Source organism: Pseudonocardia xishanensis (assembly GCF_039541715.1).
GTDB classification, from domain to species: domain Bacteria; phylum Actinomycetota; class Actinomycetes; order Mycobacteriales; family Pseudonocardiaceae; genus Pseudonocardia; species Pseudonocardia xishanensis.
Genome location: NZ_BAABGT010000106.1, coordinates 19,804 through 42,040, shown reverse-complemented (window position 1 = coordinate 42,040; position 22,237 = coordinate 19,804). Strand labels below are relative to the sequence as shown.

The window sequence follows — 22,237 nt, the reverse complement described above, 5'->3', positions numbered from 1 at the left end:
GACCCGTGGTCGTGGAGCGGGCGGACGGGGCGGACCGGGCGTGGGTCGACGAGGCCGTGCGGCGGGTGGAGGCGGACGCCAACCGGTCCGCGGACACTCACCTGCACGTGCTGCCGGTTCCCGCCGAGTGGGGCATCGACGTCTACCTCAAGGACGAGTCGGTGCACCCGACCGGCAGTCTCAAGCACCGGCTCGCCCGTTCACTGTTCCTGCACGCGCTGGTCAGCGGCTGGATCGGGCCGCACACCACTGTCGTCGAGGCATCCTCGGGGTCCACCGCGGTGTCCGAGGCCTACTTCGCGCAGCTGATCGGGGTGCCGTTCGTCGCGGTGCTGCCGCGGTCCACCAGTCCGGAGAAGATCGCCCTGATCGAGCGGTACGGGGGTCGCTGCCACGCCGTCGAGCGCGGGGCGGAGATGTACGCCCGCGCCGAGGAGCTGGCCGCGGAGTGCGGCGGCCACTACCTGGACCAGTTCACCTACGCCGAACGCGCCACGGACTGGCGGGGCAACAACAACATCGCCGAGTCCGTGGTCGCGCAGCTCGGGTTGGAGCGCTACCCGGTACCGGAGTGGATCGTGGTCGGGGCGGGCACCGGCGGCACGTCGGCGACGATCGGCCGGTACCTGCGGTATCGGCGGATGCCGACGCGGCTGGCCGTCGTCGACCCCGAGAACTCGGCGTTCCTGCCCGGCTGGCGGGGCGAGCCGTTCGAGGCCGTCGGGCCCGGCCGGATCGAGGGGATCGGGCGTCCGCGCACCGAGCCGAGCTTCGTCCCGGGCGTGATCGACCTGATGCTCGCCGTGCCGGATGCCGCGAGCATCGCGGCGATCCGCCACCTCCACGCCCGCACCGGGCGCTTCGCGGGCGGCTCGACCGGCACGAACCTCTGGGGCGTCTACACCCTCGTCGCCCGGATGCTCGCCGAGGGCCGCCGGGGCAGCGTGGTCACCCTCATCTGCGACGGCGGCGAGCGCTACCGCCACAGCTACTACGACGACGGGTGGGTCGCCGCCCAGCACCTCGACCTCGCCCCCTACCGGGAGCGGATCGAGCGGTTCTGGGAGAGCGGGGTCCTCTAGGCGGTGGGCCGCAGGGCCTCGGTGACGCCGTCCGCCACGTCGAACAGGCCCAGCAGGCCGGTGGCCTCGAGCGCCCGGGTGACGATCCGCGAGCCGCAGACCAGCCGCAGGGTGTGACCGGCGCGCTCGACCTGGTCCTTGGCCGCCACCAGCACGGCCAGCCCGGCGGAGCCGAGGAACGTGACGCCGGACAGGTCCAGCACCACCAGCGGGGCCTCGGGGATCCGCGAGTCCAGCTCGGTGCGCAGCAACGGGGCGGTCAGCGTGTCGATCTCACCGCGGACGTGTGCGACCAGCGAGGTGCCGTCTCCCGCGGTCTCGAAGCGGACGACGTCCTCGACCTCGACGCCACCCTCTCCGGCGGGGGTCTCACTGCTCATGCTGCACCGTGCTCCTCGACATCTTCCGCGGACGCCTGCATGCGGACTGTCGCCTCAACCGCGGCTCCAACCCTACGGCGGCGCGCGGGACCGGCACAACACGCCTCCCCGTCGACCCGGATGTTTGACCCGATGTGACGCGGGGCACTCCCCTCAGTCCCGTCGGCGGAGACGGGTCCTCAGGAGGAACCGTGTACCGACGGACGAACCGCGCCGATGTCGCCCGCATCGGCCAGGTGCTGGCCGGGATGGCGTACCCGGCCGCGAAGTGGCAGATCGTGGCGCAGGCCGACCACTACGGGGCCGACGCCGTGACCACCGCGCAGCTGTGGTCGCTGCCGTCGGGGACCTACCGGGACCTGGCGGCCGTCTGCGTCGGGCTGGGCCTGCTCCCCGTGCGCCCCGGCTTCCGGCAGCAGCCGGAGATCCAGTCCGCGGGTCGCGACCGGCGGTAACAGCGGGCCCGCGCCGGGCGAGGAGGGTGGTGGCAGTACCACCTCCGACCGGTGTGCCAGCCGGTGTCTTCCGAGTGAAGCCTCCCGCGTGACCCGGTCCCGTCCCTAGGGTGAGCGGGTGACAGAGCAGGGTCAGACCGGTCCCGCCTTGGTGGTGCGCGGTCTGCGCAAGACCTACGAGGCGGGGACCGCCCCGGTGCGCGCCCTGCGCGGGGTCGACCTCACCGTGCGCGCGGGCGAGTTCGTGGCGTTGATGGGCCCCTCCGGGTGCGGCAAGTCGACGCTGCTCCACCTGGTCGCGGGGCTCGATCGGCCGGACGAGGGGACGATCGCGCTCGGCGGAACGCGGATCGAGGACCTGGCCCCGCAGCGGCTCGCCCGGTTGCGCAGGCGCGGGGTCGGGCTGGTCTTCCAGTTCTTCCACCTGATCGAGCACATGTCCGCGCTGGAGAACGTCTCGCTCGCGGCCCTGGTCGCCGGGGCGCGGCCCGCCGAGGCGACGGCGCGGGCCCGAGACCTGCTGGACCAGCTCGGACTGCTGGACAAGGCCCGGGAGCTGCCCGCGGCGCTGTCCGGTGGCCAGCGCCAGCGGGTCGCGATCGCCCGGGCGCTGGCCAACCAACCCACCCTGCTGCTGGCGGACGAGCCCACCGGCGCCCTGGACTCGGACGGTGCCGCCGAGGTGCTGGACCTCTTCCAGCGCCTGCACGCCCAGGGCCAGACCATCCTGATGGTCACCCACAGCCGCGAGGTCGCGGACGGCGCCCAGCGCCTGGTCCGGATGCGGGACGGCCGGGTCCTGCTCGACGGCGAGCCGAGTGGGCCGCTCGACGTGCCCGCGGGACTGCGGGTGGCGCAGTGAACCGGCACCCGGGCGGGGGACTGCGATGAGTGCCCGGGAGCCCCTCCCCGCGGGCGCCGGGTTCCGCACCCACCGCCGCGTGGGGGTGAGCACGGGCCGCCGGGCCCGCAGCTCGCTGCTGCTGTCCGGGATGATCGGCGCGGCCGGGGTGATCGCGCCCGGGATCGTCGTCGGGGTGCTCGGCGGCGGGCCCGCGTGGTGGGTCACCGCCGCGATCGCCGGGGTGGTGCTCGCCGTGGGCGTGGCCGCGATGTTCAGCGCGGGCGCGCGCCGGGCGAGCACGGCGGTGCTGGTCGGGGCCTCGGAGTTCGGCGGGCTCTCGATCGCGGTGTGCGCCGGGCTGCTCGTGCTGCTGCTGGTGTTCGGCCGGATCCCGCTGGGCGCGGAGAAGGCCCTGCTGAACCCCGCACTGATCGCGATGCTGGTGGTCGCGGTGCTGGCCGGGCCGCTGGGTCGGCGCGCGGCGAGGAGCACCAGGGCGGCGCTGCAGGGTGTGCGCCGCTCGCCGGACGAGCTGCTCGCGGACTTCGCCGAGCGCGCAGGCCGCGGCACCCCCGTCGACGACCTGCTGCGCCAGCTCGCCGAGACCATGCGCCGGGACTGGCGACTCGCCCGGGTGCAGATCTGGGCCGACCGCGGCACGGACGGGGAGACCACGCTGGGCCGCACCCTCGTCGTCCCGCAGACCGCGGAACCGGGGCCCGAGCCGCTGCCGCTGGACGCGGCCGAGCTGGCCACCGTGGCGCGCACCGGCGTGGCCGGTCCCGGCTGGCTCGAGCTGTGGCTGCCCCACCTGGTCGAGGAGGACGGCCCGGCCAGGCGTGGCCAGCTCCGGCTGGCCCCCGCGGTGCACGGCGGGGAGGTCCTCGCCCTGATCCTGATCGAGCGCGAGGCGGACGACGACCCCTTCGGCGAGGCGGACGAGCGGGCGCTCGCCGAGGTCGTGCGGCGACTGGCGATCGTGCTGCGCAACCGCGCGCTGGACGAGGCGCTGCAGGCCACCCTGGCCGACCTGCGCCGCACCAACGCGGACCTGCAGGCCTCCCGCACCCGGCTCGTGGCGACCGCGAACACCGAGCGCAAGCGCATCGAGCGGGACCTGCACGACGGCGCCCAGCAGCACCTCGTCGCGCTCGCCGTCGGGCTGCGGCTGGTCCGGGACGGGTTGTCGGGTCCGGACGATCCGAACGCGGAGCTGCTGGACGAGCTGGACCGCGGCGTCCGGGACTCCATCCAGGCCCTGCGGGACCTCGCCCACGGCATCTACCCGCCGCTGCTGCGGGACGCGGGCCTCGGGGACGCGCTGCGGGCCGCCGCCAAGCGCAGCCCGCTGACCGTCCATGTGGACGCGGGCGAGGTCGGCAGGCTGCCCGAACAGGCGGAGGCGGCGGTGTACTTCTGCTGCCTGGAGGCCCTGCAGAACGCGGCCAAGCACGCCCCGGGGGCCACCGTCACCGTCACGCTGCGGGTGGAGGGTTCCCAGCTCCTGGTCCGGGTCGTCGACGACGGGCCCGGCTTCGATCCCGCGAAGGTCGCGGGCGGGGGCGGGCTGCAGAACATGGCCGACCGGCTCGGCGCCATCGGCGGCACCATCGACCTCACGTCCGCCCCCGGCCGGGGGACCGAGCTGACCGGGCGGATCCCCGTGCCCGCACGGGAGGAACCGCAGGCGCCGGTCGCGGCGCGGGCCGTCTGATGCCCCCCGGCGTGCGGCTCGTCGCCCGCGCCGCGCTGCGCGAGCGGCGCTGGAGCCTGCCCGCCCTCGGCATCGCGCTGGGCCTGCTCGGCGGTCTGGTGCTCGGCGCGGCCGCGGTCGGCGAGCGCACCGGGACGGCGTACGACCGGCTCGTCGAGGCCGTGCACCTCGACGACGTGCGCACGATCGTCCCCGCCGACCAGCCCGCGCTGCTGGCGGCGCTGCCGCGGCTCCCGGGCGTGGTGCGGGCCTGGACGCCCGAGGCGTGGATCGTGCAGATCGACGGTCCCCGGGTCCGGTTCGCCTCGCTGATCGCGGGCGCGCCGCCCGGCGACCCGGTCGCGCCGGTGATCGTCGACGGGCGCGCCCCGGACCCCGCCGCGCCGGACGAGGTGGTCGTGTCCGAGCGGGTCGCCGAGCAGGCGATGCCGATCGGCACCGAGGCGCCGGTCCGGATGCTGACCCTGGACAACGTCGCGGACTTCGCCGTCGGCTTCACCCCGGCCGGGCCGGAGGCCCGGATCCGGGTGGTCGGCGTGGCGCGGATGCCGTCGTGGGGCGAGGCGCTGCCGGACGTCGTGGCCGGGCCCGGCTTCGCGGCCACCTACTCGGGCACCGGCATCGGGCACGCCGCCTACCTGCGACTGGACGGGACGCCGGGCGCGGAGCAGCGGTTCACCGAGGACTTCGCCGCCGCGTCGGCCGCCGCGCCGTCCAGGGTCGCGGACTACCTCTCGCCGACCCTGGACCTGCCGCGCAGCACCCCCGACGCCGGGGTGCGGGCCGCCGAACGCGCCCTGCTCGTGGGGATCGCGCTGTTCGCGGTGGTCGTCGGCCTGGGCGCGGTGCAGGTGCTGGGCCTCGGCCTGCTGCGCACGGCCGCGGCGGCCCGGCCCACCCGCTCCGTGGAGTCCGCGTTGGGGATGACGACCGGGCAGAGCCTGGCTGCCCGTGCACTGGCCGCGCTGCCCGCCGCCGTGCTGGCGGGGCTGCTGGGGGGCTGCGTGGTCGTCGCCGCGGGCTCGCTGGAACCGCTGGGCAGCCAGGCGCGGTTCGAGCCCACCCCCGGGTTCCGTCCGCAGTGGGCGTGGGCGGCGCTGGGCGGCGCCTCGCTCACCGTGCTGTTCCTGCTGGTCACGGTGGCGGCGACGGCACTGGCCTGGCGGACGTCACCGGTCGGGGAGTCGCCCGTCCCGACGCGGGTCGGGGCGTTCGCGGAGGCGCTGCGCCGGTGGCCCGCCGTGCTGCTCGGCAGCAGGTTGGCGGGCTCGACGGCGCGCCGGGGCATGCCGCCCGCGGTGACGGTGCTGGCGGCCGCCGCGGCGGTGGCGGGCATCGTCGCGACGGTGACCGTGGGCGCGAGCCTGGACCGGCTCGTCGGCAGCCCGGGGCGGTGGGCGGGCGACGCCGACGTGGTGGTGGTCGACGCTCGCGAACCGGACGTCGCCGCGCTGGCCGTCGACGAGCGCGTCGCGGCACTGAGCCTCACCGAGACCGCATACACCCGACTGGCCGACGGCGGCGCTCTCGGGGTGGTCGCCATCGTGACCCGCAAGGGCACCCCGCCCCTCGAGCTGCTGTCCGGGCGGGTGCCTGCCGCGCCGGACGAGGTGGCGGTCAACCCGCGGCTCGCCGTCGACCGCGGGCTCGCCGAGGGGGACCGGCTGACGCTGGTCGGGGCGGACGGCGCGCCCCACACGATGACGGTCGTCGGCTCGGTCGTCGTGGCCAGGGAGGACTACGGCGAGCTCGGCCAGGACCTGCTCGCCACCCCCGAGGGCCTCGCGCTCGTCACCCCGCCGCGAACCCTCCCGCTGCTCGCCGCCCAGGTCTACGCGGTGCCGGGGAAGGGCCCCGCGATCGCCGAGGAGCTCGCCGGGCGCCTCGAGGTGGAGCAGGCGGCGATGCCGGAGTCGATCCGCAACCTCGCCGATCTCGTGGCCCTGCCCGGGCTCCTGGCCGCCGTGCTCGCCGCGGTGGCCGGGACGGGGCTGGTGCACTCGCTGCTGGTCGGGGCGCGCAGGCTCGCCCGCGAGATGGCGGTGTTCACCGTGCTCGGCGCGACCCCGGGCCAGGTCCGGGCCACGCTCGGGGTGCTCGCCGCCGCGGTCGCCGTGCCCGCGGTGCTGCTCGGGGTGCCCGTCGGGCTCGGGGTGGCGCGGCTGTTCTGGTGGCAGGTCACCTCGGCCATCGGCGTCGGCGGGGACATCGCCGTGCCGGTCGGGCCGATCGTGCTGCTCGTGGCGGCGGTGCCGGTCGGGGCCGCGCTGGTCGCGGCGATCCCGGCGCTGCGCTACGCCCGCACCCCCGCGTCCCTGTCGTTGGCGGCGCTGTGAACGGGCGGGGGATGAGCTGGCCGGGGATCGTCGCCGTCGCCCGCGCCGAGCTGCGGGTGGGATGGCGCGCGCTGCTCGCGCTCGGGCTCGTCGCCGGGCTGGTCGGCGGGCTGCTGCTGGGGGCCGCGGTGGTCGCGGACCGCACCGGCAGCGCCTACCCGCGGCTCGTCGACCGCACCGGCCTGGACGACGTCCGCGCCTACCTGCCCGCCGACCTGCCCGAGGTCACGGCCTCCTTCGCCGGGCTGCCGGGCGTCGAGGAGAGCTGGACGGCCTACGCCTGGATCGCCCAGATCGAGGGTCCCACCCTGCAGTACACCTCCGTGATCGCCGGGCCCGACCGGCAGGAGGACCTGGTGAACCCGGTGATCGTGGCCGGCCGCGCGCCGCGCGTCGAGGCGGCGGACGAGCTGCTGGTCGGCGAGCCGCTCGCCGCGGCGGCGGGGCTGCGTGTGGGGGACCGGATCACCCTGAAGATGCTCACGCTGCGCCAGGTCGCCCGCTTCGACGTCGGCTTCGGCGAGCCCGAGGGCGCCACCCGGCGGATGACGGTCGTCGGCATCGGGCGGATGCCGAGCTGGTCCGGGCCGCTGGGGGACGCGCTGTCCACCCCGGCGTTCGCCGCCCAGAACGCAGGCGCGGCGGGCGGGCGGTCCGGGTTCGCGCGGCTGGCCTACACCGGCGACCCCGCCGCCGACGAGGCGCTGCGGGACCGGCTGGTGGGAGCGCTGGCTCAGGAGTACGTCGGCAGGCCGAGGCCGCTCGTCGTCGGGAACTACGTGCCCGAGGTCCCGGTGTTCCCGACCACCCAGGTCGACCCGGCCGTCGCCGCGTCCGAACGGGTGCTGCGGCTGGGCCTGTGGGGCTTCGCGCTCGTGGTCGCCCTCGGCGGGACGGTCGTGCTCGGGCAGGGCCTGATGCGCCACCACCTGCGCGGCGGCGCCGACCAGCGGGTGGAGAACGCCCTCGGGCTCGACGGCGCGGAGCGGGCCACCGCCCGCGTGCTCGCCGCGCTGGCGGGCGCGGTCCCCGCCGCGCTGGTCGCCGGGAGCGTCACGGTCGCCGCGGGCGTGATCGAGCCCATCGGAAGCCAGGCGCGGTTCGAGCCGGACAGCGGGTTCCGGGTGGACTGGCCCGTCGTCCTGCTCGGTGTGGTCGGGGTGCTGGCGGTGTTCCTGGGTGCCGCGGCGGTCACCTCGGCGCTGGCAGGCCGGGGCGCGGCCGCGGCGCCCGCGCTCACCCGGCACCGGTCCGTGCGGTGGGCGGTGCGCTGGCCCGCGTTGTTCGTCGGGCTGCGGCTGGCCCTGCGCGGGCGGACCCTGCCCGGCGGCGCGTCCGGGCTGCCCGCGTTCGCGGCCGCGGCGGGGGTGGCGGTCACGGTGGCCGGGATCGTGGCCTCGACGATGCTCGGCGCGAGCCTGCAGCGGCTCGTCGACACCCCGGAGCGCTACGGCTTCACCTCCGACCTCACCATCGCGGACGCCCGGGACGCCGAGATGCGGGTGCTCGCCGCCGACCCGCGGGTCGCGGCCCTGTCCGAGGTGGAGACGGGGCGCGTCACGCTCGACCCGGCCCGCTCCCGTCAGGTGGACGCGTACGCCCACGTCCCGGTGAAGGGGGACGTCCCGGTCTCGCTGGTCACCGGGAGGCTGCCGCTCGCGGCGGGCGAGGTGGCGCTGGGAGCGCGGGTCGCGGGGCGCGAGGAGAAGGCGATCGGGGACACCGTGGACGTGCTGTCCTCGGACGGCCGCTCGGCCACGCTGACGGTCACCGGGATCGTGGTCCCGCAGCCCGAACGGGGGGCGCCGCTGGGGGAGGGGCTCATCATCACGCCCGAGCAGCTCGACGACCTGTTCCGCCAGCCGCTCGCCTCGGCACACCTGGTCGCGGTCCCCGGCCAGTCGACGTCGCTGTACGAGGACGTCGGGCGCAGGCTGGAGGTCCACCTCCCCGGGATGCCGCCGGAGATCGACACCCTCGCCGGGCTGCTGCGGCTGCCGGAGATCCTGGCCGGGCTGCTCGCCGTCGTCGCGATGGCGGGGTTGGTCCACACCCTGGTCGGCGCGGTCCGGAGGCACTCCCGGGACGCCGCCGTGCTCGCGGTCCTCGGCGCGACCCCGGGTCAGGTCCGGGCGGCGCTCGGGGTGCTCGCCACGACGACCGTGCTGCCGGGGGTGGCCGCCGGAGTGCTGCTGGGACTCGGGGTGGGGCGGGTGCTGTGGTGGCAGGTGGCCAGCCAGACGGGGGTGGCGCCGGACGTCGCGGTCCCGATCTGGCCGATCGTCCTGATCGTCCCCGCGGTGCTCGTGGGCTCGCTGGTCCTGGGTGCGCTCCCGGCCCTGCGCCTGGCCCGCACCCCCGTCGCGCGGTCCCTGCACGGCGCCTGAGGTCCGACACCCGTGTCGGAAACGGGGGACTCGCGGGAGACGTGCCCGCGAGTCCCCCACTTCGGACGTGTGTGTCGGACGTCAGGCGGCGGGGTTGATGCGGTTCCAGAGCTCACGCAGGACGGGACCGCCGAGCTCCTCCTTGTGGAGGTAGCCCGCGATGCCCGCGCCCGCGGTGTCGATGCGCAGGTCCTCGGCGCGGTAGGTCGAGCACAGGACGGTCAGGGCGCGCGGCGCGACCTCGAGGACCCGGGCGGCCGCCTCGGCGCCGTCGATGCCGGGGAGGTTGACGTCCATCAGCACCAGGTCGGGGAGCAGCCCGGCGGCGACCGTGACGGCCTCCTCGCCGGTCTCGGCGACCCCCGCCACCTCCCAACCGGGCATGCGGGAGATCACCGCCTCGGCGGCGGCGCGGAAGGGCCGCTGGTCGTCCACGACCAGCACACGCACCGACCCGACGGTCGGCCCCGCGGGCCGCCCAGGTCGCGCCTCCGCACTCCGTTGCTCCATGCGAGACAGTCTGCCGCCTGCGCGGGGGTTCCGCCGAGGTGACGACCCCGTGCACCTCCATGAGCCCACCGGGTGCCCGGGGGTGGTGCTGGCCCCACCCCCGATCGAGGAGGTGACGACCTCGTCGCGGCGTCCGCGGTCCAGCAGAGTCGTCCCTGTCAACGACGGGCCCTGGAGCCCGGGGGGCGAAGGGCCGACCGGCCGGATCGCCACACAGGAGAGGACTTCGACCATGACCGGCACCTTCGCCCGCGCCGCCGCCGCCCTGGCCGCCGCCGCGACCGTCACGCTCGCCACGGCGGGCACCGCGATGGCCCAGGAGCCCGGCGCGCCGCCCGCGGCGACCCCGCAGGCGGGCTCCCCGCAGCAGGCCAGCCCCACCGAGAAGGCCGCCGCCGAGGTCCGCCCCGCGATCGTCTACCTGACCTCCACCTTCACCGCCTACGTCGGCGACACCGACGGCCTGTTCTTCAACAACGGCCAGCCGATCACCCTCAACGCCTCCTGCACCGGCTTCGGCGTGAACCCGCAGGGCTACATCGCCACCGCGGGGCACTGCGTCGACACCACCACGCCGGAGGGGGTGCGGGCGGACTTCGTCAAGTCGGTCGCCGAGGACCTGGTGGCCCGGGACCCGAGCCTGCCGCTGGCGAGCGTGGTCGAGTACGGCATGGCCAACTGGACGGTCGAGGGCCAGGCCAAGGGCTCGCCGATCGACGTGCAGTACTCCGCGGTCATCGGCTCCGGCACCGGCGGTTCGGCGCAGGCCACCGCCGTCCCGGCCCGACTGGTCGACTTCCGGCCGAACTCGCAGGGCGACGTCGCGCTGCTGAAGATCGAGAGCACCGACCTGCCGTCGGTGGACCTGGACAAGGCGAGCTCCGCGGCCGTCGGCACCCCGGTGCTGTCGATCGGCTACCCGGCCGCCGCCGACGCCGTCACCGACACCACCCTGGAGCCGTCCAACAAGGACGGTCAGGTGAGCACCACCCGGACCATCGGGTCGGTCCCCTTCTACGAGACCAGCGCCTCGCTGTCCCCGGGCATGAGCGGCGGCCCGACGGTCGACCTCGAGGGCGACGTCATCGGCATCAACAGCGCCTACGTGCAGGGCGACCAGGCCTTCAACTTCATCGCCCCGGCCACGGGGCTGACCGAGCTGATGGCCCGCAACGGCGTGCAGAACCAGCTCGGCCCGAATGACACCCTCTACCGGACCGCCCTGGCCGACTACTACGCCGGGCACTACTCGGACGCGATCGCGGACTTCGACCGGCTGCTGCTGGTCGACCCCGACCACAACCAGGCGAAGCAGTTCAAGACCGAGGCCGCCAAGGCCAAGGAGCGCTTCGGCGACGCGGCCCCGGTCGCGGCCGCCCCGCCCGTCGAGCAGCCCGGTGACGACATCCTCGGCATGACCCCGTGGGTCTTCTGGACGGTCGTCGGTGGCGCCGCCGCCGTGGTCGTCGGCGGGATCGCCCTGCTGCTGGTGCTGCGCCGCAGGCGCGGCGGTGCGTCCGACGTCGTGCGGCCCGCCCTGCCCGGCCCGCGTCCGGCCGACGGCTACTCCGCCTGGACCCCCGGTGGCCAGGCCCCGCAGTTCCCCCGGCAGCCGATGACCCCGCAGCAGGCCCCGCAGCCGATGGCCCCGCAGGCCCCCTGGGGCAGCACCCCGATGCCGGCCCGCCCGGCCCCGTCTGTCGACGCCGAGGCCGAGACCCGGATCGTGACCCCGGCGGACATCGTGGCCGCACAGCGTCCCGCCCCGGCGGAGACGGTGAACGGCTCCTCCGCGGAGGAGGGCGCGACCACCGTGGTCTCGACCCCGAGGGCCACCGGCTGCAGCACCTGCGGCACCACGGTCGCCCCCGGCGCGGTGTTCTGCTCGACCTGCGGCACCCGCCAGTCCTGATCGGACTCCTCCCGAGACGGCATCCCCGCTTCCCGCGGGGGTGCCGTCTCGGTGTGTCAGCGCAGGACGACGGGGAGCGTGACCAGCGCCGGCAGCTCCAGCCGGGCGAGCCGGGCACCGGGGCAGGAGTGCGGCCCGGCGCCGAAGGTGAGGTCGCCACGGAGAGCACCGAGCAGGAGATCCGCGAGATCCGATGTCGAGAAGTGTCGGCGTGCTCCGACCAGGGGGTGTCCACACCGCGAAGAAGGAGCACCCGATGCGTCGGATCACCCACCACATCAACGTCTCGCTCGACGGCCGCATCTGCGGCCCGAACGGTGAGTTCGACTGGACCACGATGGGCCCCGAGCACTCCGCCTACTCCCGGGCCATCCAGCCTGCGGGCTCGTCGCTGCTGTACGGCCGCGTCGTCTGGGGCTGGATGTCCTCGTACTGGCCGCACGCCGACGAGGTCTCGACCGACCCGCACGACCGCGCCTACGCCCCGCTCTGGCGGGCCACGCCCAAGGTCGTCGCGTCCCGGACGCTGGACACCGTGGACGCCGAGAACACCGTCCTGGTCCGGTCGGTGGACGAGATCGCCGCCCTGGAGGGGGACTTCGTGCTGATGGGCGGCGGGGAGCTCGCCGGCGCGCTGACCGCCGCCTGCCTCGTCGACCGGCTCAGCATCATCGTGCACCCGGTCGTCCTGGGCGGCGACCACGCGCTGCTCCCCGGCGCCGGTCGCAGCGCGTTCACCCTGCGCGAGTCCCGCGTGCTCGACGGCAGCGCGGTCCTGTCGATGTACGACCGCGCGTAGGCGGGGGTACCGGCCACACCCCCCGCGGTGCGGGAACGGGGAGGCCGGCCCGCTCGAGCGTCCGCCGCCGCGCCGTCGGGGTGACGACGGTGCTCGGCGGCGTGCTCACCGCCGCCGGCTTCGCGACGACGGTCCGGGAGACCGGCGAGGGCAAGCTCGCCTACCTGGACTCGCCGGTCATCGACCCCATGCAGAGCCAGGTCGCCACAGTGCTGTTGTTCTTCGGCTACCTGGGGCTGACGCCGATGCTGTCGTCCTTCGTCGCCATGACGAGGACGCGCGGCAGAGTGCTCGGCACCATCGCGGCCTCCCATCTCGACCCACGATGGCGGCGACCTTGGGCTGGTCGAGCTCGCCCTGGCCGAACTGTGCGCGAATCCCGTCGAGCCCCTGCTGGTAGTAGGCCAGTGGTCGACCGCAGGCGATGACTGGCGACGTCACCTCGGCGACCCCGCGGACGGTTCCACCCCCTGCGCGTCGTCCCCGCCGAAGCGACCGCTCATCGTCACCGGGCATCTGCTGCCCGAGGGCGGGATGGTCGCGTTCCTGGCCGCGCACCGGCGCGAGTTGTTCCCGGATGAGTTGTTCGCCGACCTGTTCGCCGTGGGCCGGGGACGGCCGTCGGTCCCCGGTTGAGCAGGGCGCACGGCGGCCTCGCCGAACCCGAACGGATCTTCGATGCCGTGCGGGCGGTGGTCGCGCAGACCGGCGCCCTGGCCGGGCGCCACCGGTGGGCGTTGGACTCGACGATCCTCGACGACGCGGTGGCACCCAGGACACCGTCACCCAGCTCATCGCCGCGATCCGCCGGGTGGGCCGCGAGGTCCCCGGCGCCGCCGAGGTGATGACCGCTCACGCGCACGCCCATGACTATGCCCAAGCTGGGAAGCCGCGGATTGCCTGGGACGACGTGACTGCCCGCGCCGAGTTGGTCGACGCCCTGGTCTCGGATGCGCCGGCTTCCGACCATGGGCGCCTCCTGGGCCGCTGACAGGCAACTCGAGGAGGTCGGCGCCGACGACCGAACCGTCCCTACGAGTTCTGCAGGTACACCAACACCGCACTCACCCGGCGGTTGAGGTCCCGCTCCTCCGACAACCCGAGCTTGGAGAAGATCGAGTTGGTGTGCTTCTCGATGGCGCGCTCGCTCAGCACCAGAGCGCCCGCGATGGAGGCGTTGGACTTGCCCTGGGCCATCTCGCCCAGGACCTCCAGCTCGCGGGGGGTCAGGGCGTCCAGCTCGGACGGTTTGGCCCGCTGCGCGGCGACCAGGCCCTCGATGACGGTCGGGTCGATGACCGAGCCGCCGTCGGCGACCCGGCGGACCGCCTCGGCGAGCTCGTCCCCGTCCGCGACGCGCTCCTTGAGCAGGTAGCCGCGGCGGGAGGTGCCGTCCGCGAGGAGGGTCAGCGCGTACTGGGCCTCCGCGTACTGCGACAGCAGGATCACGCCGGTCTCCGGCTTGCGGACGCGCAGGTCCGCGGCGACCGAGATGCCCTCGTCCGTGTTCGTCGGCGGCATCCGGATGTCGGTGACGACCACGTCCGGGTCGTGCTCGTCGATCAGCTTGTCCAGCGACGGCAGGTCGGGGGCCGAGCCCACGAGGGTGAGGTCGGCGGTGCCGTCGATCAGGCGGACAAGCCCGTGCCGGAGCAGGGCGTTGTCCTCGGCGAGCGCCACTCGGATCGTCACGCGACTGATCGTAAGGGGCGGCCTCGCGGTCAGGGGGGAGTGCTGGCCACACCGTTGTGGGTTCGGGATCCCGCCCCCACCGCCACGGTGGGCACGCGCCCACCCGCCCGCCGGACCCGACCGCGCGACCAGAGGTACCGCAGGGGGCCGCTGACCAGCGCGGTTCCCGAGAGCTCAAGAGGTACCTCGCGCAGCGCCCCGGGCACCCGGCGCAGCAGCGCGACCCGCCCCGGCGTGCTCAGCAGCAGCTTCGTCACCACGCCCGCGAGGCCGCCTGCCACATCCCGGCGCTCCAGCGGATCGTGGTCACGGCGCACCCAGGCCGCGGGCTCGTGGACGACGACGTGGCCCGCCACCACCAGCCGCACCACCAGGTCGGCGTCCTCCCCGCCGGTGGCGAGCGCCTCGTCGAACCCGCCCGCCGCCCGCGCGACGTCCGCGCGGACCGCCAGGTTCGCCCCGGCGCCGAGCAGGGTCCGGGCCAGGGGCAGCAGGGCGGTCTCACCCAGCGTGATGCGCCGCGGGCGAAACCGCGGGCGTGGGCGGGCCTGGTCGACGGCGCGCTCGTCGTCGGTGTCCAGCCGGGCGCTGAGCACCGGGCCCGTCGCCGCGGCGACGTCCGGGTCGGCGAGCGCGCCCGCGATCCGGGAGGCCCACTCGGCGTCGACCTCGGTGGCGTCGTCGGTGAAGGCGACCAGGTCGGTGGTGGCCGCGACGAGTCCGCGGTTGCGGGCGGCCGAGACCCCGCGGCCCGCCTCGCGAAGGTAGTAGACGCGGGCGTCCGCGAGGTCGGCCACGGTGAGCCGGGTGCGGTCGTCCTGCGGCGCCTGGTCGACGACCAGCACCGTCAGCGCCGGGTGGTCGCAGGCGAGCACCGACCGCAGGGTGCGCCCGAGCCCCTCCGGGTTCCCCCGGGTGGGGACGACGACGGTCAGCGGCTCGTCCGAGACCGGGACCGTGCGCGGGGTGGGGACCGGCCCGATCTGCAGGCGGATCGCCTCGGCGCGGGCCACGGCGTCCGCGATGCCGCGACGGAGCGTGACGGTGATCTCGCCGAGGGCGTCCGATCCCATCGTGACCAGCAGGCGCGCGTGCCGGTAGCCCGGCGCGACCTGCAGCCCGGCCACCTCGTCGACCGTGGTCCGACCGACCCAGGTCGGTCCGTGCTCCGGAACCATGGTCACACCCCTCTCGCGACGATCGTGGGCAGAGTGTCGCCCGCGGCCGCTGTGACGACACTGAGACGGCAGTACGGTCCGGGTGTGGGTGATCAGTCACGGCCGGGCAGGCCGCGCGCAGGAGTCGTGGTGACGGGCAGCGAGCTGCTGACCGGTGCCGTCCGGGACGCGAACGGGCCGTGGGTCGCCCGCGAGCTGTTCGAGCTGGGGTTCGAGGTGGTGCGGGTCGAGATCGTGGGCGACCGGCCGGAGGACCTGACCGCGGCGCTGCGGCACGCCGCGGACTTCGCGCTCGTGGTCACCTCGGGCGGCCTCGGCCCGACGGCGGACGACCTGACCGCGGAGATCGTCGCGGGGTTCGTCGGGGTGCCGATGGAGCTGGACGAGCCGATGCGGGACCTGATCCACCGACGGGTGGCGCGGTGGGCGCAGCGGACCGGGTTCGGCGGCCCCGCGCTGGACGAGGCCACCCGCAAGCAGGCCATGGTGCCCCGCGGCGCCACCGCACTGAAGCCGGTCGGGACGGCGCCGGGGCTGGTCGTGCGGCAGCCGGGCGGGCCGCTGGTCGTGGTCCTGCCCGGGCCGCCGCGCGAGCTGCAGGGCATGTGGCCCGCCGTGCTGGAGGCCGAGCCCGTCCGCGCGCTGCTGGCGGACGTGCCCCGCGCCGAGCCGCGGTCGCTGCGGTTCTTCGGGCTGCCGGAGTCCGAGATCGCCCAGACGCTGCGCGAGATCGGCCGCGCCCGGGACCTGTCCGCGGTGGAGGTGACCACCTGCCTGCGCCGCTCGGAGCTGGAGGTGGACCTGCGGCCGCTGCCCGGTGCCGAGGAGCTCGCCGACGAGGTGGCGGAGGAGATCGTCGAGCGGCATCGCGCGAACCTGCTCAGCGCGGAGGGCGCCACCACGGACGAGCTGCTGGCGACGATCCTGCCGGCGAAGGGGCTGACCGTCGCGACGGGGGAGTCCTGCACCGGCGGGATGCTGGCGTCGCGGCTGGTGGACCGGGCCGGGTCGAGCGCGTACGTGGCAGGCGGGGTGGTCGCCTACTCGAACGAGGCGAAGACCGCGCTGCTCGGCGTGCCCGCCGAGATGATCGCCGAGCACGGCGCCGTGTCCCCGGAGGTGGCCCGGGCCCTGGCGGACGGCGCGCGGGAGCGGTTCGGCGCGGCGATCGGCGTCGGGGTCACCGGGGTGGCGGGCCCTGGCGGGGGCACGGAGGCCAAGCCGGTCGGCTACGTCTGCTTCTGCGTGACGACGGCGGACGGCCGGGTGCTCACCCGCGACCCGGTCCTGCCGGGGTCGCGCGGGGACATCCGCGAGCGCTCCACCGACACCGCCATGCACCTGATCCTGCGCGCCGCGGGCGGCCTTCCGCGCTGACCGGGCGCCGTCGCCGTTCGCACGTTTCGTGCGCACAGGGCGGCATGATCGCCGAGAGTGTGCGCTCAGCGTGGTGCGTACCGCGCCCACGGCACGCCACTCGCGGCCCTATGCCGCCCGGTGCCGCCCTATGCCGCCCGGTGGCCGCTGCGACCGAGCCCTGCGACGATGCCCGCAGCGTCGTCGCAGGTCCCCGCGACGGCGGGAAGGGGGCGAGGCGTGAGCAGCGCAGACGGCAGGGCGTTCGGTGACGGGCTCGCCGTCGGACCGGACCTCGAGGGCGCGGCCGAGGTCGCGACGACCCAGGCCCTGGCCGGCCTCGACGGTGCGGTGCCCGATCTCCTGCTGGTGTTCGTGACCGGTGCGCCCGAGGCCGGCGCGGCGGCGCGCCGGGCGGCGGCCGTGGCGGGGGCCCGGGCGTCGCTCGGTGTCACCGCGCACGGCGTGATCGGCGACGGGCGCGGCGTCGAGCGGGACCCCTCGGTCGCGGTGTTCGCGGCGGCCCTGCCAGGGATCTCGCTGCAGACCTTCCGGCTGGAGTCCCGCCAGACCACCGACGGCGTCGCCGTGAGCGGCACGCCGTCGGCCGCGGTCGCGGCGGGCGCCGAGGTCGGGATCCTGCTCGCCGACCCGTTCTCGTTCCCGATCGCCGGCTACCTGGAGCGGACCGCCGAGCTGCTGCCGGGGCTGCCGCTGATGGGCGGGCTGGCCAGCGGGGCCGGGGGACCGGGGCGGAACCGCCTGCTGGTCGACGGCGAGGTGGTCGACAGCGGCGCGGTCGGCGTCCTGCTCGGGCGCGGCGCGGGCACCCGCACCGTGGTCAGCCAGGGCTGTCGGCCGATCGGGCCGCCGATGGTGGTCACCGCGGCGGAGGGGAACATGCTGCGCGGCCTCGCCGGGGAGCCCGCGTTCGCGCGGCTGGGCGCGATCGTCTCGGCGCTGCCGCCGGAGGAGCAGGAGCAGGTCACCACGGGTCTGCACGTCGGCGTCGCGCTGGACGAGTACGCGGACGAGCACGGCCGCGGGGACTTCCTCGTCCGCGGCGTGCTGGGCATCGACCCGGTGGAGGGGGCGGTCGCGGTCGGCGAGGTCGTGGAGGTCGGGCGGACCGTCCGGTTCCAGGTCCGGGACGCGGCCGGGGCGGGCGAGGACCTCGCCGCGCTGGTCGCCGAGCTCCCCCCGGTCCGCGGGGCGATCCTGTTCTCCTGCAACGGCCGCGGCACGACCATGTTCCCCGACGCGGGCCACGACGTCGGCGTGCTGCGCGCCGGCCTCGGCGCGGTGCCGGTCGGGGGGTTCTTCGCGGGCGGGGAGATCGGGCCGGTGGGTGGGCGGAACAACCTGCACAGCTTCACCGCGTCCGTGCTGGCGTTCGAGTAGAACGGCACCGGGCCCGGGCCGCTCCGCAGCGACCCGGGCCCGTCCGTGCCGACCACTCGTGTGGCCGTCCTCCCCCGACAGCGGTCGCGGACCCGCTCCCCAGCCCGTCCGCGACCGTGACGACCGGTGCTCCCCAGCGCCGGTCGGTGGACTCAGCCCTGCAGCAGCCCCGAGTTCGACGAGCCCGTCGCGGTCGCGTTCTGCGTGACCGGTCCGGAGCTCAGGATCCCGCCGATGTTCACGGCCGGGCTGACCTGCAGGTTCAACCCGAGCAGGCTGCCGCCCCGCACCGCCCGCTGCGACCCGTCGTGCCCGTGCCCGTGCCCGCCCGACTGCTGCACCCCGGAGTTCGCGGAGCCGTCCGTGTACGCGGTCTGGGTGACCGGGCCCGAGTTGCCGATCCCGCCGACGTTCACCGCCGGGTCGACCTGGATCAGCCCGCCGACCAGGTCGCCCGCCTGGAAGGACTCCTGTCCGCCCGAGCCCGGACCGTCGTGCTGCTCGATGCCGGAGTTCGCGTGGTTCGCCGAGTACGCGGTCTGCGTGACGGGGCCGCTGGTGAGGATGCCGCCGACGTTGAGCGCCGGGTTCACCTGGGCGAGCACGCCGACGACGTCGCCACCCTGGACCGCGGTCTGCCGCCCGCCGCGGTGGCCGTGCCCACCGTGCTGCTGGACGCCGGAGTTCGCCGAGCTCGCGGAGTACGCGGTCTGCGTCACCGGGCCCTTCGAGAGGATGCCGCCGACGTTGAGCGCCGGGTTCACCTGCCCCAGCACGCCGAGCAGGCTCCCGCCCTGGACCGCGGTCTGCCGCGGCCCGCCGTCGTGGTGGCCGGTCCCGGCGTTCGCGACGCCGGCGAACCCGAGGGTCAGCGGCAGGCCCGCGGCGCTCGCGGCGGCGATGCGGAGGGCGGTGGACTGGGTGAAACGGGACATCGGTGCTCCTCGTGGGCGCGCCGCAGCGACCGAGCACAGTGGGCTGGACGGCCACTGCGTCGGGTGCGACCTGAACGGTTTCCGGGGATGTCCACTGTCGACGATGATCACCGGTGGACAGTCACTCCAACGAGGCTCACTCGATGGAGGTACGCCGGTGACGCAGAAGTGATGTCGATCTCGACAGGGCAACCCGGGTCACTCGAACAGGTGGCCCAATGGGCGGTCCGTTCGGCGGAGCGTGACGGGCCTCAGCGGACTAGCCGGAAGAAGGTGCGGAGCTCCTCCACCAGCGTCTCCGGCTGTTCCAGGGCCGCGAAGTGGCCCCCGGTGTCCGGTGTGGAGTAGTGGCGCAGGTCGGTGAACCGGCGCTCCAGCCAGTAGCGCGGCAGCCGGGTCATCTCGTGCGGGAAGACCGTGACGCCGGTGGGGACCTCGACCGGCTCCATCCGGGGCTTGCGGAAGCTCTCCCAGTAGAGCCGGGCGCTGGACGCGGCGCTGGCGGTCAGCCAGTAGAGCATCACGTTGTCCAGCAGCCGGGTGCGTGTCGTGACGTTCTCCGGGTGGCCCGCGCAGTCGGTCCAGTCCCAGAACTTCTCGATGATCCAGCAGGCCTGTCCGACGGGGGAGTCGGTCAGCCCGTAGCCGAGGGTCTGCGGGCGGGTGGACTGCTCGGCGGAGTAGCCGGTGCCCGAGTGCTGGAAGCGCTTCGAGAACATCAGCGCCTCCTTCTCCGTCTTCGACAGCGGGCGGCGCTCGTTCGCGGGAGGGGCCTCGGCCAGCGGCATGGTGAGGTGGATGCCTGCCAGGGCCTCGGGGATCCCGCCCGCCAGCGCGGCGGTGATCATCGAGCCCCAGTCGCCGCCGTGCGCGCCGTAGCGGTCGTAGTCCAGCCGGTCCATCAGCTGCGCCCACGCCGTCGCGATGCGCTCGACCCCCCAGCCGGACACCGCGGGCTTGCCGCTGAAGCCGAACCCCGGCAACGAGGGGATGACGACGTGGAACGCGTCCCGCGGGTCCTCCGGCCGGGTCAGGGCGCCGATCAGGCCGACGTACTCCAGGACCGAGCCCGGCCAGCCGTGCGTCAGGATCAGCGGCAGCGCGTCCGGATGGGGGGACCGCACGTGCAGGAAGTGGATCTCGACGGAGTCGTCCCCGCCGCCGTCGAGGCCCGTGGTGAACTGCGGGTACGAGTTGAGCTCCGCCTCGCAGCGGCGCCAGTCGTAGTCCTCGGCCCACGTGCGGGCCAGGTCCTGCGCGTAATCCAGCGGGACGCCCTGCGTCCAGCCGCCGACGGTCGCGGGCTCGGGCCAGCGGGTCCGTCGCAGCCGGTCGCGGAGATCGTCGAGCTCGGCCTGGGGAACGTCGATTCGGAACTCGCGCACGGGCCCGAGTGTTCCGCACCGGGCGCCGTCGCGCGTAGCGGCGGTTCCCTGTGCGCGACACTAGAGCTGCACGCCGCGGGTCAACGCACCGTCCACCACCAGGTTCGTGCCGCTGATCCGGGACGCCAGCGGGCTGGCCAGCATCGCCACGGCGTAGGCGGTCTCCTCGGGCGTCCCCATCCGGCCCGTCGGGTTGAGGCCCATCGCCGTGGCGAACAGCTCCGGGTTCCCCTGCTCGACGTTCGCCCAGACCCCGCCGGGGAAGTAGACGTTGCCGGGCGAGACGACGTTCGCCCGGATCCCCTTGGCCGCCAGGTCGAACGCCAGCCCCGACACGTAGTGCACGATGGCCGCCTTCATCACCCCGTACGACCCGTCGGCGAAGTCGATCTCCCGACCGGACACACTGGACACCGCGACGACCGACGCCGCGTCGCTCGCCTCCAGGTAGGGCATCGCCGCCTCGACCATCCGCACCGTGTGCATGAGGTCGACCTCGAAGGAGCTCCGCCAGTTCTCCTCGCCCGCTCCGATGGCCAGCGCGCTCACGTTGGCGACGACGATGTCGATGCCCAGCTCGCCCTCGTCTCGCACCCATTCCGTGAGGGCCGCGGCGTCGGCGACGTCCAGGGCGCGCCCGGCCACGTCGTACCCCTTCTCGCCCAGGGCGTTCACGCGCGCGAGCACCTCGTCCTCGCTGCGGGCGCAGAAGGCGACCCGCGCGCCCTCCGCGGCGAGCAGGTCGACGACCGCGGCGCCGATGCCCTTCGTCCCGCCCGTGACCAGGGCCTTCCTTCCGGCGAGCTGGAGATCCATCAGTGCACTCCTGGAGAGAGGGAACGCAGGTGCGCGTGCAGCCCGCTGTACGCCGAGCCCGCGGGGAGCAGGGACTTCGCGACCTTGGTGATCGCGCTGTAGTTCGTGTCGACGACGTTGGCGAGCGGGGACTCGGAGATCTGGGTCAGCAGCTGGTAGGCGTCGAGACGGTCCAGGCCGTAGAGGCCGCCCAGCCAGTCGATCATGCCGATCTGGCTGATCCGCCAGGCGTCCTCCAGCGGCCGCGAGGACCCGACGACCGAGTAGTGGGTGTCCGACTCGATCCGCGGCCACGGCGTGGGGGTGCCCTTGACCAGCTCGACGAGCAGCGTCACGTCCATCGCGCCCTCGACGGCGGTCCCGCAGCTCTCGCCCTCGCCCTGGCGGTAGTGCCCGTCCCCGACGGAGAACATCGCACCCTCGACGTTCACCCCGAGGAAGCAGGTCACCCCCGCCCTCATCTCGGGGGTGTCCATGTTGCCGCCGAAGGCGTCCGGCACCAGGCTCGACCGCACCTCCCGCCCGGCGGGTGCGACTCCGACGGTGCCCAGCATCGGGTTGCAGGGCAGCTCCAGCCGCAGGTCGACGCTCCGGGCCTCGAACGCGACGGTCCCGGCCGTCCGGTCCAGCTCGTAGATCCACGTCCGCTCGGGCAGCGGGTCGTGCAGCAGCGCGGTGCGGTCGGTGCCGGACAGCGCGCCGAAGAACGGGATCGTGGTCGAGGCGCCCCAGTCCCGCGCGGGCCGCAGGTCCACGATGTGCAGCGCCAGGGTGTCCCCGGGCTCGGCGCCCTCGACGAAGAACGGCCCGGTCTGCGGGTTGACCTCCGTCATGTCCAGCACCGCGCTCGGCCGGTCGGAGGTCGAGGTCAGCCGCCCGGAGAAGGCGTCCTCGGTCCACAGCCGCAGCAGCGTCCCCGGCCGGATCCGGTGCGACGGCGGCGCGCCCCCGAACGTCCACACGTACTGCTCGCGCGTCGGGCGGTACTCGACCACGTCCATGGCGGTGATCGTTGCGGGTTCACGCACGGCCCACAACCCACGACCCGCACCCCC

At 75.0% G+C, this 22,237-nt stretch carries 19 protein-coding genes and 1 pseudogene; 12 read left to right on the top strand and 8 right to left on the bottom strand.

What is annotated here, in order from left to right; all coding sequences use genetic code 11:
- The first annotated feature begins 5 nt into the window (after window positions 1-5).
- On the top strand, window positions 6-1,082 hold the full coding sequence (locus ABD993_RS31915) for a PLP-dependent cysteine synthase family protein (protein ID WP_345426611.1): 1,077 nt from the start codon (window positions 6-8) through the stop codon (window positions 1,080-1,082).
- Here the strand turns inward: ABD993_RS31915 and ABD993_RS31910 are convergent.
- The gene (locus tag ABD993_RS31910) at window positions 1,079-1,462 is read right to left on the bottom strand and encodes an STAS domain-containing protein (RefSeq protein WP_345426609.1); all 384 of its coding nucleotides are present in this window, start codon (window positions 1,460-1,462) and stop codon (window positions 1,079-1,081) included. The genes ABD993_RS31915 and ABD993_RS31910 overlap by 4 nt on opposite strands.
- Window positions 1,463-1,653: 191 nt before the next feature.
- Between ABD993_RS31910 and ABD993_RS31905 the strand changes: the two genes are divergently transcribed.
- The 5 genes from ABD993_RS31905 to ABD993_RS31885 all read left to right on the top strand — a co-directional run bounded on the left by ABD993_RS31905 (window position 1,654) and on the right by ABD993_RS31885 (window position 9,198).
- A complete protein-coding gene (locus tag ABD993_RS31905; protein ID WP_345426607.1) occupies window positions 1,654-1,917 on the top strand; it encodes a DUF2795 domain-containing protein in 264 nt (87 codons plus the stop codon).
- Window positions 1,918-2,035: 118 nt separating this feature from the next.
- Complete coding sequence (locus tag ABD993_RS31900; protein WP_345426605.1) at window positions 2,036-2,779, top strand: ABC transporter ATP-binding protein; 744 nt, start codon at window positions 2,036-2,038, stop codon at window positions 2,777-2,779.
- 25 nt (window positions 2,780-2,804) lie between these two features.
- Window positions 2,805-4,475 carry a sensor histidine kinase gene (locus tag ABD993_RS31895; protein ID WP_345426603.1) on the top strand — a complete coding sequence of 557 codons (1,671 nt, stop codon included), beginning with the start codon at window positions 2,805-2,807 and terminating at the stop codon, window positions 4,473-4,475.
- Window positions 4,475-6,811, top strand: coding sequence for an FtsX-like permease family protein (locus tag ABD993_RS31890; protein ID WP_345426601.1), 2,337 nt, complete (start codon window positions 4,475-4,477; stop codon window positions 6,809-6,811). The genes ABD993_RS31895 and ABD993_RS31890 overlap by 1 nt, the downstream gene beginning before the upstream one ends.
- A gap of 11 nt (window positions 6,812-6,822) precedes the next feature.
- Complete coding sequence (locus ABD993_RS31885; RefSeq protein WP_345426599.1) at window positions 6,823-9,198, top strand: ABC transporter permease; 2,376 nt, start codon at window positions 6,823-6,825, stop codon at window positions 9,196-9,198.
- Between the two features lie 81 nt (window positions 9,199-9,279).
- On the opposite strand, the gene ABD993_RS31880 is transcribed toward ABD993_RS31885, so the two are convergent.
- The gene (locus ABD993_RS31880) at window positions 9,280-9,648 is read right to left on the bottom strand and encodes a response regulator transcription factor (RefSeq protein WP_345426597.1); all 369 of its coding nucleotides are present in this window, start codon (window positions 9,646-9,648) and stop codon (window positions 9,280-9,282) included.
- Between the two features lie 292 nt (window positions 9,649-9,940).
- Here ABD993_RS31880 and ABD993_RS31875 point away from each other — a divergent pair, with 292 nt between their 5' ends.
- The 4 genes and pseudogenes from ABD993_RS31875 to ABD993_RS31860 all read left to right on the top strand — a co-directional run.
- A complete protein-coding gene (locus ABD993_RS31875) occupies window positions 9,941-11,620 on the top strand; it encodes a trypsin-like peptidase domain-containing protein (RefSeq protein WP_345426595.1) in 1,680 nt (559 codons plus the stop codon).
- 256 nt (window positions 11,621-11,876) lie between these two features.
- Entirely contained in the window at window positions 11,877-12,419 is a 543-nt protein-coding gene (locus tag ABD993_RS31870) for a dihydrofolate reductase family protein (protein ID WP_345426594.1), read from the top strand.
- Between the two features lie 80 nt (window positions 12,420-12,499).
- Complete coding sequence (locus ABD993_RS31865) at window positions 12,500-12,847, top strand: hypothetical protein (protein WP_345426593.1); 348 nt, start codon at window positions 12,500-12,502, stop codon at window positions 12,845-12,847.
- Between the two features lie 73 nt (window positions 12,848-12,920).
- Window positions 12,921-13,404: pseudogene (locus tag ABD993_RS31860) on the top strand (IS5/IS1182 family transposase); the annotation flags it as partial.
- A 47-nt stretch (window positions 13,405-13,451) separates the two neighbouring features.
- Here ABD993_RS31860 and ABD993_RS31855 read toward each other — a convergent pair.
- Both ABD993_RS31855 and ABD993_RS31850 read right to left on the bottom strand, forming a co-directional pair.
- Window positions 13,452-14,111: a response regulator transcription factor gene (locus ABD993_RS31855; RefSeq protein WP_425569213.1), complete on the bottom strand. Its 660-nt coding sequence runs from the start codon at window positions 14,109-14,111 to the stop codon at window positions 13,452-13,454.
- A gap of 29 nt (window positions 14,112-14,140) precedes the next feature.
- Window positions 14,141-15,289, bottom strand: a complete 1,149-nt coding sequence (locus ABD993_RS31850; protein WP_345426591.1) for a glycosyltransferase — start codon at window positions 15,287-15,289, stop codon at window positions 14,141-14,143.
- A gap of 51 nt (window positions 15,290-15,340) precedes the next feature.
- Here ABD993_RS31850 and ABD993_RS31845 point away from each other — a divergent pair, with 51 nt between their 5' ends.
- Both ABD993_RS31845 and ABD993_RS31840 read left to right on the top strand, forming a co-directional pair.
- Window positions 15,341-16,666, top strand: coding sequence for a competence/damage-inducible protein A (locus ABD993_RS31845; protein WP_425569212.1), 1,326 nt, complete (start codon window positions 15,341-15,343; stop codon window positions 16,664-16,666).
- Between the two features lie 219 nt (window positions 16,667-16,885).
- Window positions 16,886-18,046 (top strand): FIST signal transduction protein, encoded by a 1,161-nt coding sequence (locus ABD993_RS31840; protein WP_345426587.1) that lies wholly within the window; start codon window positions 16,886-16,888, stop codon window positions 18,044-18,046.
- Window positions 18,047-18,198: 152 nt separating this feature from the next.
- Here the strand turns inward: ABD993_RS31840 and ABD993_RS31835 are convergent, their stop codons facing one another.
- From ABD993_RS31835 to ABD993_RS31820, 4 genes are all read right to left on the bottom strand, one after another.
- Window positions 18,199-18,981 (bottom strand): hypothetical protein, encoded by a 783-nt coding sequence (locus ABD993_RS31835; protein ID WP_345426585.1) that lies wholly within the window; start codon window positions 18,979-18,981, stop codon window positions 18,199-18,201.
- 251 nt (window positions 18,982-19,232) lie between these two features.
- Window positions 19,233-20,366, bottom strand: a complete 1,134-nt coding sequence (locus ABD993_RS31830; RefSeq protein WP_345426584.1) for an epoxide hydrolase family protein — start codon at window positions 20,364-20,366, stop codon at window positions 19,233-19,235.
- A gap of 60 nt (window positions 20,367-20,426) precedes the next feature.
- Window positions 20,427-21,182, bottom strand: a complete 756-nt coding sequence (locus ABD993_RS31825; protein ID WP_345426582.1) for an SDR family NAD(P)-dependent oxidoreductase — start codon at window positions 21,180-21,182, stop codon at window positions 20,427-20,429.
- Entirely contained in the window at window positions 21,182-22,183 is a 1,002-nt protein-coding gene (locus tag ABD993_RS31820) for an acetamidase/formamidase family protein (RefSeq protein WP_425569216.1), read from the bottom strand. The genes ABD993_RS31825 and ABD993_RS31820 overlap by 1 nt, the downstream gene beginning before the upstream one ends.
- Window positions 22,184-22,237 lie beyond the last annotated feature (54 nt).